The sequence below is a fragment of the Acinetobacter sp. DMC2 genome (genome assembly GCF_056314305.1).
Genome location: NZ_JBQUYP010000006.1, coordinates 49,378 through 64,411, shown reverse-complemented (window position 1 = coordinate 64,411; position 15,034 = coordinate 49,378). Strand labels below are relative to the sequence as shown.

14 protein-coding genes are annotated in these 15,034 nt (G+C 39.6%); 8 read left to right on the top strand and 6 right to left on the bottom strand.

Features of this window, described 5'->3' with window-relative positions; genetic code table 11:
• Positions 1 to 162 precede the first annotated feature (162 nt).
• Together ACT53H_RS13740 and ACT53H_RS13735 are read left to right on the top strand one after the other, a co-directional pair.
• The gene (locus ACT53H_RS13740; RefSeq protein ID WP_174759053.1) at positions 163 to 3,627 is read left to right on the top strand and encodes an ATP-binding protein; all 3,465 of its coding nucleotides are present in this window, start codon (positions 163 to 165) and stop codon (positions 3,625 to 3,627) included.
• Positions 3,624 to 4,583 (top strand): response regulator transcription factor, encoded by a 960-nt coding sequence (locus ACT53H_RS13735; protein ID WP_238611085.1) that lies wholly within the window; start codon positions 3,624 to 3,626, stop codon positions 4,581 to 4,583. Before ACT53H_RS13740 ends, ACT53H_RS13735 begins: the two co-directional genes overlap by 4 nt.
• Before the next feature lie 45 nt (positions 4,584 to 4,628).
• On the opposite strand, the gene ACT53H_RS13730 is transcribed toward ACT53H_RS13735, so the two are convergent.
• Both ACT53H_RS13730 and ACT53H_RS13725 read right to left on the bottom strand, forming a co-directional pair.
• A complete protein-coding gene (locus ACT53H_RS13730; RefSeq protein ID WP_174759816.1) occupies positions 4,629 to 5,699 on the bottom strand; it encodes an alpha/beta hydrolase in 1,071 nt (356 codons plus the stop codon).
• Between the two features lie 44 nt (positions 5,700 to 5,743).
• The gene (locus ACT53H_RS13725) at positions 5,744 to 6,220 is read right to left on the bottom strand and encodes a cyclophilin-like fold protein (protein ID WP_174727050.1); all 477 of its coding nucleotides are present in this window, start codon (positions 6,218 to 6,220) and stop codon (positions 5,744 to 5,746) included.
• Between the two features lie 286 nt (positions 6,221 to 6,506).
• On the opposite strand from ACT53H_RS13725, the gene ACT53H_RS13720 reads away from it, so the two are divergent.
• The gene (locus tag ACT53H_RS13720; protein WP_174738749.1) at positions 6,507 to 7,397 is read left to right on the top strand and encodes a LysR family transcriptional regulator; all 891 of its coding nucleotides are present in this window, start codon (positions 6,507 to 6,509) and stop codon (positions 7,395 to 7,397) included.
• On the opposite strand, the gene ACT53H_RS13715 is transcribed toward ACT53H_RS13720, so the two are convergent.
• On the bottom strand, positions 7,375 to 8,580 hold the full coding sequence (locus ACT53H_RS13715) for an MFS transporter (protein ID WP_174759876.1): 1,206 nt from the start codon (positions 8,578 to 8,580) through the stop codon (positions 7,375 to 7,377). The genes ACT53H_RS13720 and ACT53H_RS13715 overlap by 23 nt on opposite strands.
• Positions 8,581 to 8,841: 261 nt before the next feature.
• Here ACT53H_RS13715 and ACT53H_RS13710 point away from each other — a divergent pair, with 261 nt between their 5' ends.
• Entirely contained in the window at positions 8,842 to 9,126 is a 285-nt protein-coding gene (locus tag ACT53H_RS13710; protein WP_174758936.1) for a GNAT family N-acetyltransferase, read from the top strand.
• A 134-nt stretch (positions 9,127 to 9,260) separates the two neighbouring features.
• On the opposite strand, the gene ACT53H_RS13705 is transcribed toward ACT53H_RS13710, so the two are convergent.
• Positions 9,261 to 10,196 carry a LysR family transcriptional regulator gene (locus tag ACT53H_RS13705; RefSeq protein ID WP_174758937.1) on the bottom strand — a complete coding sequence of 312 codons (936 nt, stop codon included), beginning with the start codon at positions 10,194 to 10,196 and terminating at the stop codon, positions 9,261 to 9,263.
• Between the two features lie 90 nt (positions 10,197 to 10,286).
• Between ACT53H_RS13705 and ACT53H_RS13700 the strand changes: the two genes are divergently transcribed.
• Positions 10,287 to 10,928 carry an alanyl-tRNA editing protein gene (locus ACT53H_RS13700; protein ID WP_476009417.1) on the top strand — a complete coding sequence of 214 codons (642 nt, stop codon included), beginning with the start codon at positions 10,287 to 10,289 and terminating at the stop codon, positions 10,926 to 10,928.
• The gene (locus ACT53H_RS13695; RefSeq protein WP_174758939.1) at positions 10,929 to 11,567 is read left to right on the top strand and encodes a LysE family translocator; all 639 of its coding nucleotides are present in this window, start codon (positions 10,929 to 10,931) and stop codon (positions 11,565 to 11,567) included.
• Positions 11,568 to 11,656: 89 nt separating this feature from the next.
• Here the strand turns inward: ACT53H_RS13695 and ACT53H_RS13690 are convergent, their stop codons facing one another.
• The gene (locus ACT53H_RS13690) at positions 11,657 to 12,394 is read right to left on the bottom strand and encodes an SDR family oxidoreductase (protein ID WP_174758940.1); all 738 of its coding nucleotides are present in this window, start codon (positions 12,392 to 12,394) and stop codon (positions 11,657 to 11,659) included.
• Between the two features lie 125 nt (positions 12,395 to 12,519).
• Between ACT53H_RS13690 and ACT53H_RS13685 the strand changes: the two genes are divergently transcribed.
• Together ACT53H_RS13685 and ACT53H_RS13680 are read left to right on the top strand one after the other, a co-directional pair.
• On the top strand, positions 12,520 to 13,422 hold the full coding sequence (locus tag ACT53H_RS13685) for a LysR family transcriptional regulator (protein WP_476009416.1): 903 nt from the start codon (positions 12,520 to 12,522) through the stop codon (positions 13,420 to 13,422).
• Between the two features lie 60 nt (positions 13,423 to 13,482).
• Positions 13,483 to 14,301 carry an AraC family transcriptional regulator gene (locus ACT53H_RS13680; RefSeq protein WP_476009415.1) on the top strand — a complete coding sequence of 273 codons (819 nt, stop codon included), beginning with the start codon at positions 13,483 to 13,485 and terminating at the stop codon, positions 14,299 to 14,301.
• A 49-nt stretch (positions 14,302 to 14,350) separates the two neighbouring features.
• Here ACT53H_RS13680 and ACT53H_RS13675 read toward each other — a convergent pair whose 3' ends face one another.
• Positions 14,351 to 14,953 (bottom strand): LysE family translocator, encoded by a 603-nt coding sequence (locus ACT53H_RS13675; RefSeq protein ID WP_174727139.1) that lies wholly within the window; start codon positions 14,951 to 14,953, stop codon positions 14,351 to 14,353.
• Between the last annotated feature and the right edge of the window lie 81 nt (positions 14,954 to 15,034).

Genomic DNA, 15,034 nt, shown 5'->3' with positions numbered 1-15,034 from the left:
ACACAAATATTGATCATTGTTTTTTGATGTTTTTGAGTGTGTGATTTTTGGGAAAAATTGAAAATACGTTATTTTGCGTATATGTGCGTATTTGAAAAAATCGCCATGATAAATGACTTTTGGCATAAGGATTGCTGGGTTTAATGCAGCCCCATCCAAAACATGAGTGTTATGCCAGATTCTTCACGCCCCCAACAAGCGCCACAACGTGTGATCAAAACACGCCGTGAATATAATATTTGGGTGGCCGATGAAAGTATCGAAGATTATGCGCTCCGCTATGCACCTACCTCAGTAAGAAAATGGTCACCTTGGACTGTGACCAACACCGCAATTTCGACCGTTAGCTTTTTGGCTATGGAAGCCATTGGGGCGACCATGCTTTGGCAGTATGGCTTTAGCAATGCAGTATGGGCAGCAATTGTCGTATGTACCATCATATTTTTAACCAGTTGGCCGATTAGTTACTACGCCGCAAAATATAATGTAGACGTCGATTTGCTTACTCGTGGTGCAGGTTTTGGCTACATTGGCTCGACCATTACATCTCTAATTTATGCCAGCTTTACCTTTATTTTGCTTGCGTTTGAAGCCGCAATTATGGCGATGGCACTTGAGCTAGCTTTAGGCATTCCACAAGTTATTGGTTACTTAATTTCTGCCTTAGTAATTTTGCCTTTAGTGGTCAAAGGCATTGGTTTTATTAATAAAGTTCAGGCGATCACACAACCAATCTGGCTCTTATTACTGTTATTACCGTGGTTTTTTGTACTTTGGAAACAGCCACAAATTTTAAGTAGTAGCCTGCATTTTGTTGGGGCGGTTTCAAACTCGACCGATTTTAATTTGTATTACTTTGGTGCGGCGTGCACTCTTATTTTTTCATTTGTGATCCAAATTGGTGAGCAAGCCGACTATCTACGCTTTTTGCCGCAACAAGAAAAAAACAGAACCGCATGGCGTTTTGCCGTTTTTTTAGGTGGTCCATCTTGGATTATTTTTGGATTCCTAAAAGTATTGATGGGCATGCTGCTGATGGTGTTGGCTTTTCAGCTGTTTATTCCTGTCTCTGAACTAGACAATCCAACTTATCTGTATTGGGTTGCCTATCAACAATTTATTCCAAATCCTCAACTTGCTTTAATTCTCACATTAGCACTAGTTTGCGTGGCGCAAATTAAAATTAATATGACCAATGCCTACGCTGGCTCATTGGCATGGTCAAACTTTTTTGCTCGTTTAACTCATAGCCATCCGGGGCGAATTGTCTGGCTTCTTTTTAACGTTTTTATCGCCATTGTTTTGATGGAAATGGGGATTAGCCATGCGGTTGAACGTATTTTGGGGCTATATAGCAATATCGCTTTGGCATGGATTGGTGCCGTTGTTGCCGATTTAATTATCTGTAAACCTTTAGGTTTAAGCCCAAAGGGAATTGAATTTCGCCGTGCTTATTTATATGACATTAACCCCGTAGGTGTGGGTGCTTTACTGATTGCTTCAGTGTTATCGATGCTCAGTTATTTGGGCTTTTTTGGACTCATGGCAAAAGGATTGGCGAGTTTCATTGCTTTGGGGAGTGCGGTGTTATGCGTTCCTATTATTGCTTACCTAACTAAAGGCAAATATTACATTGCACGTCAGCCTGAAAAAATTCAGGCGACTTCGGTTGCTAACTGTGTGGTATGTGAACGGGACTATGAACTTGCCGATATGGCAGGCTGTCCAGCCTATAATGGTACGATTTGCTCTCTATGCTGTTCACTTGAAGCACGCTGTCACGATTTATGTAAACCTGATGCACGTTGGTCAGTACAACTCAAAAAAGCCATTTGGCACTATTTACCAGAACGTTGGGCCAGCCGTTTAAATAGCAGGGTCAGTTTATATTTATTACTGACTCTGGGGCTGTCTATTGTTTTGGCTGTGAGTTTGAGTCTGGTTTATATCCAAGAAAAAACCTATTTAGAAACCATTAATGCGGCAGCCGTTCCTCAGCTATTTACGCTATTTGTTAAAATTTACACCATTTTATTTTTATTGATGAGCGTTGCTGCTTGGTGGCTCGTATTAAACGATGAAAGCCGTCGTAATGCCGAAATTGAGACGCATCAACAAACGGCTTTATTGTTTGATGAAATTGCTGCTCATGAAGTCACCTCAAAAGACCTGCAAGATGCCAGAATTTCAGCAGAGCGGGCAAATGACGCAAAAAGCCGTTATGTCATTGGTATTAGCCACGAACTAAGAACCCCTTTAAATAGTATTTTGGGCTATAGCCAATTGCTTCAAAAACAAGAGCAGCTTTCAGAACAAGGCAAAATGGCGCTCGGGGTGATTAGCCGTAGTGGGCAGCATCTGACTTCACTCATTGATGGTTTACTAGATTTAGCACGAATTGAAACCGGTAAAATTTCTTTAAATGTAGTGGACGTTCATTTTCCAAATTTTATAGAACAGATTATTCAAATGTTTCAGCCACAGTTTGAACAGAAGAATTTACAGTTTGTTTATGAAATTGGAGAGAACTTACCGCACTATGTCCGTACTGACAAAAAACGCCTAGAGCAAGTGCTCATCAATTTACTGGGCAATGCTTTAAAGTTTACGACGAGTGGTACAATTACTTTAAAAGTCGAGTACCGTTTTCAAACAGCTTATTTTGAAATTAGAGATACCGGCTGTGGTATTGCTGAGGCTGATTTAGAGCGTATCTTTAACCCGTTTGAACGAGGTAGCAATGTGGTTCAAGGCGGATTTACCGGAACAGGACTTGGACTACCAATTGTAAAATTATTGGTCGATTTACTCGGTGGGCAGTTATCTGTGACTAGTCAGCTCAATCAGGGTTCACAATTTAAGATTAAGTTTTATTTACCTTCAAAAGAGTTGGTACATCCAATTTCAAATGTTTACTCTAACCAGATTACAGGCTATCAAGGCGAGCGAAAACGAATTTTGGTTGTCGATAATGAAGCGGTAGACCGAGGTTTAGTGGCTAATTTTCTAAAACCTTTAGGATTTATAATTGAAGAAGCCGAGTCGGGCATTGACTGTTTAAGACGTGTACCTATTTTCCAGCCTAATCTGATTTTGATGGATTTAAATATGCCTTTAATGGGCGGGTGGGAAACAGCGCGATTATTACGTCAGAATAATATTACCAATGTGCCGATCTTAATTATTTCAGCGAATGCGGGCGAGCGTGAAGTCAATCCACAAGATGCAGTCTTAAGTGAAGACTTTATGCTAAAACCAATCGATCTCAATTTATTGCTGAGTAAAATTGGGGACAAATTAGGTTTGGTATGGATTGATTCCAAATCAGATGCACTACTTGAAAATAATGAAGTTCAACCACTTGATATAAACGTGTTTAAGCAAGAGCAAAGTGCTGTTCATACGCCACTCAAACAACCAGAAAATCATGATTTGCTTGATTTACCGCAAAGCTTGCAACAGTTAAATGATTTAATTGGACAAGGTTATATTCGTGGAATTCAACAGACTTTAAAGCAATGCCGTCAAAATTTTCCAGAGCATAACGAGTTATGGGAACAGCTTGAACACGCTATTCAAAAGTTTGATTTAAAACACGCGCAACGATTAATTCAGGATAAGCAATGAGTACGCAACATGTTTCTTTTCAGCAAGCTTCGCCAAACGAGCAGGCTGTTATTCTGATTGTGGATGATGTGCCGGAAAATTTAGGCTTGCTACATGAAAGTCTCGATCAGGCAGGTTATCGCGTGCTTGTCACAACCGATGGGTTGAGTGCCATTGAAATTGCACACCGATGCTTACCGGATATGATTTTGCTTGATGGCAATATGCCACATATGGACGGTTTTGAAAGTTGTATACAGCTTAAAGCGAGTCCAATTACGCAGTTTATTCCCGTCATTTTTATGACCGGTTTGTCTGAGACAGAGCATATTGTGCGTGGTTTTCAGGTCGGTGGGGTGGACTATGTAACCAAACCACTGAATATTGAAGAAGTATTAGCAAGGGTAAAAACACATTTGGCACATGCCAAACTATTGCAGCAACAAAAACAGGTGATTGATGCAACGGAAACAGCTATTCTTGCGCTAGATGTTCACGGTAAAATTGTGTGGAAAACTCAAAAAGCCAGTGATCTACTGAATCAATATTTACCTGAATTAGACGGTTTTGAAGCAGGCTTAAAAGCTTGGTTTTCAGACTTAGAGCATGAAAAAGACCCCAAAAAATTAACCAGCTGTTCTTATTCAACGCCATCTCAACAATTACAGCTTTTATTGCTTACGCCGTGGGAAACTGAATCAAGTGTGGCAAAAAACTATCTCATACAGATCAAGACATCTACGCCAGCTTTGGAAATGGCTGATATTTTGAAATATTGCCCACAATTGACTCAGCGTGAAGCAGAAGTCATGCACTGGTTGTTGTTAGGGAAAACCAATAAGGATATTGCAGAAATTTTGGAGCTGAGTCCACGGACGGTAAACAAGCATTTAGAGCATGTTTTTGAAAAACTTTGCGTTGAAAATCGGACTGCTGCTGTGGCGCACATTAATAGTTTGGTGCAAGAGTTTCATTAAGTTAGTTTAAAAAATAGAGGCCCCATCGAGCCTCTATCACTTTTTTTACTTCAAGTTCTGTTTAAAGAAACTGTTCAATTTATCAAATGGAATGAGATCGACGCGATCATATAAATCGACATGTCCAGCACCTTTAACGTAGTAAAGTTCTTTAGGTTGGCCTGTGAGTTTATAAGCTTCTTCACTAAACTCCTTTGAATGAGCCTGATCACCTGTAATAAACAACATCGGACGTGGTGAAATCGTTTCAATGTCGTTAAATGGATAGAAGTTTAAAAATTTGACATTACTTGTGAGCGTTGGGTGAGTTGTAAGCTCTCTCGATGAGCCTTTAGGCGTATATTCTCCACGTGGAGTACGATAAAAGTCGTAAAATTCACGTTGAATAGGGTGTGTATCTGCTGTTAGCTCATGCGTAGTTCCGCTGGTATATTTGGTTTCACCACCTTTAAATTCAACATAACGCTGTGCAGCGGCTTCTGCAATAATTTGCTTTCTTTGTTCTAGGGTTTGTGAGTGACGTAAGCCATTGCGGTTTGCTGCGCCCATATCATACATGCTGACAGTTGCTATCGCTTTCATACGCGGATCAATTTTTGCTGCACTAATGACAAAACTTCCACTTCCACAAATGCCCAGAGCGCCAATATGTTCACGATCAATAAAGGATTGTGTTCCCAAATAATCTACAGCGGCACTAAACGCTTCTGCATAAATGTCTGGTGCAACCACATTTCTTGGTTGGCCCGAGCTTTCACCCCAAAATGATTGATCAATTGCTAAGGTTACAAAACCCTGTTCAGCCAGTTTTTGTGCATAAAGCATAGAGCTTTGTTCTTTGACAGCACCCATAGGGTGACCAATTACAATCGCAGGGGCTTTAACCTTTTTATTCAGTTTTTTGGGAATAACCAGATTGCCGACAATATCCATATTGTATTGATTTTTAAAAGTCACCTTTTGAATAGTCACTTGCTGACTTTGATAGAAGTTATTTGCACTATTAGACATATCGGCCGCCATACCAGAAGTTGAAGAAAATAGACCAATAGTTGCTGCACAAATTGCAGCCGCCGTATGGGTTTTAAGCTTTTTAAACAAGGGAGATGTAGTCATAGATACCTCAATAAAACCATTTAAAGGGGGAGATTAATTCACGCTTATTTCATTTGAGAAATTGAAATTTTGATCGGTTGGTTCTGCTTAAATTGTTGAGGAATGGCATCCAGTTTCCCAAGAAAAATGAGACCATTGGCATAGCCAACATGAGAATCTTTATAGAAAAAAGCCAGATTGCCCCACGGAGCATAATAGGTAAGATCACCAGCCTTGCCCGCATAACCATGAGGCGCATTCTGCGTAGTTAGCTTGGCGGGTAGATCGGCTATTTTTTCAGTAGAGTCATAATCTTTAAGTGTTAATGTCAGTGGAAGCTGTTTGATAAAATCTTGAACAGTAGGTGTCATGGCTAATGTGGCAAATAACGGTTGCTGTGTTCCATCAATATCAATACGGATTTTCATCATCGATACCCTTTGTTGATTTTTACCTTGAGGCTTTATTGCATAAGAGGCGGAAGTAACTGAGAACAAAACACATAGGCTGACTAAGCCTTTAAAAAACTTATGATTAGCCATATCAAATTACCTCACTTCTTTAAGAAACAAGCACATAAATGCGATGAAACTATTTATTCTTTAACGTAAAGATATGAGTGGAATTTATTAATTTTTTACAATAATAAAAATGACTCATAATAATCGCCTCAGTTTATTTAAATCTTCATGTTTACTGCTTGATATGGATTTTAACGAATCTTCTTTTTAATAATTAGTCTAAAAAACAAACATGGACTTATGAGCAATATTCATGAATGGTTTTATGCTCTATAATGAGATTGACCCTGAATAAGAGATAAAGCAGATGATAAATAAAGAAAACTATAATGATCTTTATGCCTTTCTCATGGTGGCTCGCGAGGGTAGTTTTACTAAGGCTGCTGGGAAAATGGGAATTTCACAATCTGCTCTAAGCCATACCATTCGCGGTTTAGAAGAGCGATTAGGCATGTTACTTTTGACTCGAACCACCCGTAGTGTTTCACCAACAGCAGCAGGTGAAAGGTTGAAACAAACCATTAGTGCCAGCTTCGATCAGATTGATAATGAATTATCTCTATTAACTTCATTTCGAGACCAACCTGCCGGCACGGTTCGGATTAATGCCAGTAGTCATGCAATACGGGAAGTATTGATTCCAAAACTTAAAAAGATTGCAGGTGAGTATCCAGATGTACAAGTTGAACTAACTGCCAATAGTGGAATGGTCGATATTGTTGCAGAGCGGTTTGATGCAGGGGTTCGTTTCGGAAGCCGCGTAGCTGATGGCATGATTGCAGTACGTATAAGCCCAGATGTCAAAATGGTGGTCATAGCAACTCCGGCATATTTTGAAAAATATGGAATTCCACAAACACCGAAAGATTTATTGAGTCATCAATGTATTGGCTTTCGTTTAACAACCCAAGGCAGTGTTTATGCATGGGAATTTGTCAAAGATGGTCAAGAAACAAAAATCAAAATTCAGGGTCAATGGATATTTAATGAAAGCTACGATATCGTCGAGGCGGTTAGAGCTGGATTTGGACTTGCTTATATTCCAGAAGATTTGATTCGAGAAGATCTAAAAGAGGGTAATCTGATTCAAGTTTTGGAAGAGTACAGTATCCAGTTTCCCGGATACCATTTGTACTACCCACATCGCAGACAACTTTCACCTGCATTAAGATTGGTTATTGATGTGTTGCGTGAGTAGCATTACGCCATGTAAGAAAAGCAGTTATAGACCCTAACAATAAAATAATAGCGCTCAAATAAAATGTCGCGGTATAGCCATGTGTGTCATATAACACGCCGCCTAGCGTTGCTCCCAAAGTAATTGCAAACTGAATAATGGCAACCATTAAACCGCCGCCAACTTCGGCATCTTGATGTAATGTTTGAGCCAGCCAAGTATTCCAAGCAACAGGTACCGACGTTCCAATAAATCCCCATAAACCCATCAATATGGCAACGAACCATATATGCTGACCACCCAGCACAAAGGCTCCCGCAATGCCTGCCATGATGAAGGGAATGATGATGAGGTAACGATAAACATGTCGGTGAAGCATCAAACTAATAAGGAACGTACCCACTAAGCCTGTAACACCTAATATTAATAATAAGGTAGATAGTTGGGCTGCATTGACATGAGTGACAGTTTCTAAAAATGGACGTAAATAGGTAAAGAGTGCGAATTGCCCCATAAAGAGCAATAAAACACCTAACATACCGTACAGGACAATGGGACGTTTAAGCAGGCCAAAAGGGTTTTTAGATTTCTCAACTGACAAGATTGCTGGAAGAGCCGGCATACTTTTAAATTGCCAAATAAGCGCAAAAACCGCAATTGGCACAATACAGAAAAAAGCACCACGCCAACCAATGATTGAGCCTAGGAAACTGCCTAAAGGCGCAGCAATGGTTGTCGCTAAGGCATTTCCGCCATTTAACAAACCGAGTGCTTTAGGTACTGAAAGTGGAGGAACGAGTCGCATAACAATTGATGTCGACATCGCCCAAAAACCACCAATCACCACACCTAAAATTGCACGGCCCAACATAAATAAGACAGCAGAATGAGCAAATGTAATGATAATGCCTGAAACAATCATGAGTAGGGTAAGCGACAGCATGATAGGGCGTCGGTCCCATGTTTTAAAAACACGGCTAATTGATAGACTGGTAATAACAGCGAAAATGCCTGAAATGGCAATAGCTTGACCGACTTGGCCTTCACTCATATTTAAATCTGTAGAGATTGGCGTGAGTAAACTGACGGGCATGAACTCCGAAGCAATTAATACTGAACAGCAGAGTGACATTACAAATACGGCACCCCATGCGGGTGTATTGTTTTCCTGTAAGTTCTGCTCAATTTGACGAAAAGAAGACATAAAAGTTCCGATTTTAAAACCTTTGAATGTTCATGTAAGAAATGAATCAATTTGGCCAGAGAGCTTAACAGCAATAGTTTGAAAGGATTAGGCACAGAATTACGAATAGAATTATGAGTTTTATGCATGAATTGTATTTAAAAAGCATACAGACTCACTGCTAAAAACAGGCTATTTTTTTACACTTAAATTTGTTCTTATAGTCAAAGATAAACAAAGTCATTTTTAAATAAATATGAGTCGTAATACGAGGAATTCATTGTGAATATTCAACAAAAAGATGATACAAAACACGGCAGCTTTAGCTTACTTGATGGTGAAACCGTTGCAGGCGAAATGACTTATACATGGGCAGGCGAAAGCATGCTAATTATTGATGCTACAGATGTGAATGAAAATTATCGCGGACAAGGCGTAGGCCGCCAATTACTTGATGCTTTGGTGGCTTTTGTTCGTGAGAAAGACGTAAAAGTAATTCCACTTTGTCCATATGCTAAATCGGTTTTTGATAAAGACTCAAGCATTGGCGATGTACTGAGAAAGTAAGCAATAGATTAAAAATCATTTAATAAAAATCGGGCATTGGTGTCCGATTTTTTATAGATTTTGCTAGGTGGTAATCTATTGAGTTACTTTACAATTTGCAGATGATTTTAACTAAATTAGCTACAGAAATATTTTTACTTTATTTTCAATAACGTTGGCTCTGCTGCTAATTTATCTGCCAAATATTGAATTAATACACTTAATTTCGGCGGGACATGCCGTGTAGGAGGGTAGAGTAACCAAAGCCCTCCGCTGTAATAGGTCTTAAAATCCCAGTTGGGCAAAACCTGAACTAAGCTCCCTTGTTGTAGGGCATGACGGGCTACAAAATACGGTAAGCTCGCAACACCTAAATGCTGTAATGCTGCACTCAAACGCACACCTGTATGGTTTGCTGCATAACGGCCACGCACAGCCACACTTATCGATTTATTTCCTTGCTGAAATTTCCACTTTGAGTCACTGGCTTGTTCACCCAAGTAAATACATTCATGCTGCTTTAAATCATGAGGGTGCTTCGGTTTGCCATGCTTTGCCAAATATTCAGGCGTAGCACAAACCAAGTGATCAATATCAATGAGCTTTCTACCCATCAGTCCACCCGGTGGTTGCTCTGTAATCCGAAGTGCTAGGTCAACTCCATCATCAATGAGGTCTACATAGCGATCTTCTAAAAGCATTTGAATATCAATTTTCGGGTAGCGTTCTAAAAATTCGGGTAAATGTGGATGAATCATAAAATGACCCACAGCTTTTGGAACGCTCATGCGAATGACACCTTCGGGTTCGACATGAAATTGGCCTGAACTTTCCATAACAGCTTGAGCCGCATTCACCATATCTAAACAGCGTTGATACACCTGTTGGCCACTTTCACTCAAACGAAGCTTTCGCGTGGTTCGATAGAGTAAGCGGGTACCTAAAGCGCGTTCTAAACGGGCAATCGCACGACTAACTGCAGAAGGTGTGGTACCAAGCTGCCTTGCCGTTTCAGAAAAACTTTCCGATTCGACAACCTTAACGAAAGTCGCCATTTCATTTAATAGAACCAGACTTTGATTTGTGCTCATGAGGCAAAAGTTATTTGGATTTTAATTGGATTATCGCGCCTAAGAAATCGCAATACAATCTTTTTCATCTTAAGGGGTGTGTGAAAAAGTATGACACAAGCATTGTATTTAAAAGGTGCACTAAGTGCTGAGATTGAAATTCTGGCGTGTAACCCATGTGAAGATGGACGTTTTGCAGTGCGTTTATCAGCAACACCATTTCATCCTCAAGGTGGTGGACAGCCAAGTGATACGGGAAAAATTGCAGAGGCAGATGTTGTTCATGTTGGGATTGAACAAGGGGAAATCATTCATTACTGTACGCAGCCTGTTGAGTTAGGAGCGGCATTAGCACAAGTGGATGAAAAGAAACGCCATTATCATAGTCGATTACATTCGGCTGGGCATCTTATTGCCCATGTAATGCATTTATTCGGCTGGCAAGCCACAAAGGCTCAGCACTGGCCTAATGATGCTAGGGTTCAGTTTATTCCTCTAGACACGGTTGAACAACTTGATGCTGAAATGCTTCATAACCAATGTTTAAAGTATATTCAGGCTAATGTTCCCGCCAATCTACATCAACATACTGATGGTTTTCGTGAAATTAATTTTGGAGATTTTCCTGCATTTCCATGTGGTGGAACTCATGTCGCAGCATTAGGGGATATTGGCCCTATAGATATTCAATCTTATCAGTTTAAGAAAGGAAAACTAAGTGTTAGTTATAGCGTAGCTGAGGAGATTGAATAGATGTGGCAGTTGTATGGACATGAGTTTTTAACTTTAGCTCTTATTCATTTTTTGGCTGTTATTTTACCGGGACCAGATTTTGTAATTACGGTCCGACAAAGTGTGCGCTATGGCTATTTGATTGGATGTCTGACTGCAATTGGTATTGGTGTTGGGATTTCAGTACATGTGTTTTATACCTTGGTTGGGATCGGTTTTTTAATCCAGCAAAGCGAATGGCTCATGTCACTGATCAGAACAGCGGGAGCAGCTTATTTGATTTATTTGGGATGGCAGTGTTTACGTAATCAGCCGAATACAAATCTTGAGATTAATGGTCAAACAGACAGTGACACGCCAAGTTTGTTTAAAGCTTTTACGATGGGTTTCTTAACTAATGCATTAAACCCGAAAGCCACCATCTTTTTTCTGGCAATTTTTACAACGATTGTAAGTACCCCCACACCGATGAAAGTTCAGGTTTTTTATGGAGTGTGGATGTGTATGGTTAATGCTATTTGGTTTATGGTGGTGAGTGTGCTGTTTGCACAGCCTATTGTACGTAAACGTTTTTTAGAGTTTGGGGTTTATTTTGAGCGGGTGATGGGAGTTTTATTAATTGGGATTGCATTGAGATTGATTTGGGAATTATTTCTCTAATTAGACTTGTTACGTTTCACATCATAGCCATTTATAAGTTTGGAATATACTTTACATATTCCAAACTTAGATTAAATATAATTTAAAATTTAAGCAAATCCACCATTTACTCGAATGACTTGTGAATTTACCCAACGCCCATCTGGGCCAGCTAGCATGGCAACTACACTGGCAATTTCTTCAGGTGTTCCAATTCTTTCCAATGGGGCAAGTTTTGCAATCGTGGCCACTTGCTCATCAGTTTTTCCATTGTAAAAAAGGTCAGTACCTGTTGGACCAGGGGCAACTGCATTTACAGTAATATTTCGGCCGCGTAACTCATTTGCTAACACATGTACCAAGCCTTCTACACCTGCTTTTGAAGCAATGTAGGGACCATATGCTGGAAAAGATTTAGCAATTACACTGGTTGAAAGCGTAATAATTCGACCACCATCTGGAACTGTTTCGGCTGCATGCGCCAATATTAAAAATGCACCACGTAAATTGGTATGAATTACTTTATCGAAATCAGGCAGAGCTTCAGGTGTAATTTTTGTCATAGGCATAATCCCTGCGCTATGAACCACGACATCTAATTGACCGTTAATGGCTTTTGCTTCTTGAAATAAACGGCTGACATCATGTTCATTTGCAACGTCCGCTTGAATAGCTGAGGCTTGACCACCTTGCTCAATAATTTGTTCTACAGTTGCTTGGGCATGCACCTTATTACCCGCATAGTTAACAATCACATAAAAACCATCTAGAGCTAAACGTTCTGCTATAGCACGGCCAATACCACGTGATGCACCAGTGACGAGAGCCGTTTTTTTTGAAATATTCATTTTTAGATTGCCTGTTTGAGTAAGTATGGCTTATTTTAATAATATAGAAATATGGGATAAATCTTCATAATTGGATAAGATAATTCCATATTCATTAATAATAGATAGGGTTAAAAGCGAGCACTATGGATAAATTTGATACATTGCAACTTTTTACCCGCATCGTAGAGCTGGGTAGTTTTAGTCAGGCAGCCGATCAGCTAAATATCCCACGTGCTACAGCAAGTAATGCCATTAAAGAGTTAGAGAATAATTTAGAGTGTCGTTTGCTAGAGCGGACGACTCGGCATGTAAGACCATCACTAGATGGGCAGGCATTTTATGAGCGTTGTACACAAATATTATCGGAACTCGATGATGCAGAATCATCTTTACGAAATGTAATTACACAGCCCCGTGGTTTATTACGTGTCGATTTATCAGGCGCACATGCGACTAAAATTGTTTTACCCAATATCAATCAATTTCACGAGTTATATCCCGATATTGAACTTGTAATTAGTACGGGTGATCGTTTGGTTGATCTGATTAGGGAAGGGATAGACTGTGTGGTGAGAGCAGGACGTTTGGATGATTCCACTTTAATTGCTAGGCATTTGGTCGATATGCCACAAGTCATTTGTGCAAGTCCTGACTATTTAAATAAACATGGAACGCCTCAGCAACCAGAGGAGTTGTTATCACATTATTGTGTTAATTTCTTCTCGACATCAGGTGGACGAAATTATCCATTTGAACTGATGGTGAATGGTAAAAAACAAGATTATTCTTTGAAAAGTTGGATCGCGGTAAATGATGCTGAAAACTATGTATTATGTGGTTTACGTGGGGCAGGTTTAATTCAGGTACCTCGCTATCATGTGGCGAATGAATTAAAAGGTGGGCAACTGATTGAGGTTTTATCTGAATGGGAAATCCCGAAGATGTCAGTTTCTGCTTTATATCCGCAGCACAGGCAGCTCTCGCCACGCGTACGCGTTTTTGTCGCTTGGCTGAATGAGTTATATACAGGCTATTTTTCAAAATAACGATAGCGTATAACGTATAGATAGAATGCTCTCTAGCACATATAAAATTTTGGTGAATATGTGATTGAATTACCCCATGCAAATGATTGGATTGTTAGAAATTCTGACCCTAATAGTCTCGAACGAATTGAAGCCTTTTTTACTGATCATGCTTATGAGTCGCATCGCCACGACACTTTTGCAATTGGTCGAACATTAACAGGTGTTCAAAGCTTTCATTACCGTGGAGAGATGAAACATAGCCAGCCGGGTATGACGATGGTTTTACATCCTGATGAAAAACATGATGGAGAGTCAGGTACGCATGAAGGTTTTAGATACCGGATGGTGTACGTAAAACCTGAGACATTGCAGGAAATTATGAAGGGTAAGCCTTTACCATTTTTTGAGAATGGTTTGAGTCATGATCCTCGGTTATTTAAGGCAACTGATGTTTTATTACAAGGGATGGATCAACATATCGACCCTTTAGAAAATCAAGATGCTCTCTATGATTTGGCAACCACACTTTATGAAGTTTCTGGCAAAAATGTGCGAGCTTCACATTCTTATGACTATGTTGCTGCGGAGCGCGCCAGAGAATTTATACATGCCTCTTTATATGAAAATATCTCTTTAGATGATATTGAGAAAAATGTTGGGCGAGACCGTTGGAGTCTTTCTAGGGACTTCCGACTATTATTTGGTACAAGTCCACATCGATATATGACTATGCGTAGATTGGAAGTAGTAAAGTCTTGTCTGATGTATGGAGAGTCCTTAACTCAAGCTTCATTGATTGCAGGATTTTTTGATCAAAGCCACATGACACGCCATTTTCTAAAAGCGTTCGGTTTAACTCCGGCCAGATGGCGAATGATCAATAAGCTATCTTCTTAAACAAGCTATTCAAAAGTCAGCCTGTTGTTAGACTGACCCTAACTTTGTTTTAAATTAGATGTATACCTTTTAAAAAGTCATAAAGCATAAATATTCCAGAAATGATCAGCATTGTTCCCATAGCTTTGTTTATACGATTAAACCAAATTTTATTTTTAATTTTTTTACCTAACACTGCACCTGCCCAAGAGTAAAGACAGGGTGCACCTGCTGCTCCAATCGAAATGAGCAAAGAAACCAAAAATATGTGAATGCCAGTAATATGTGCTGTCGGGTACATAATCGTGGTTACAGGCAAAATGACTAAAATCCCTTTGGGATTTAAAGCTTGTATCCAAAAACCATTCCAGAAAGACAAAGTCTGAACTTCAGTGGTTTCATCACTCATATCGATATCTGCCTTTAACATTTGGTATGAAAGATAAAACGTATAAAGTGCACCGAACAAAGCAATATAGTGCAAGGCATTTCTTGGAATGATCGCTGCGCCAATATATCCAAAAATCATGAATAACATCAGCATTGCACAACCAACACCTATAAAAAAATAAATCGTTTTTTTGAATTGTCCTGTTAGCCCAGCATTTAGACCCATAAAATTTACTGGACCGGGGCTATACATCACACTCAAGGTATAAAAAAAGATTTCCATAAACGCATCTACTAAAACAAAACAACCCAGCATAGTGACTCGCAAATTTACGGTCTTGTACGTTTGTGATGGCTCCTGCAC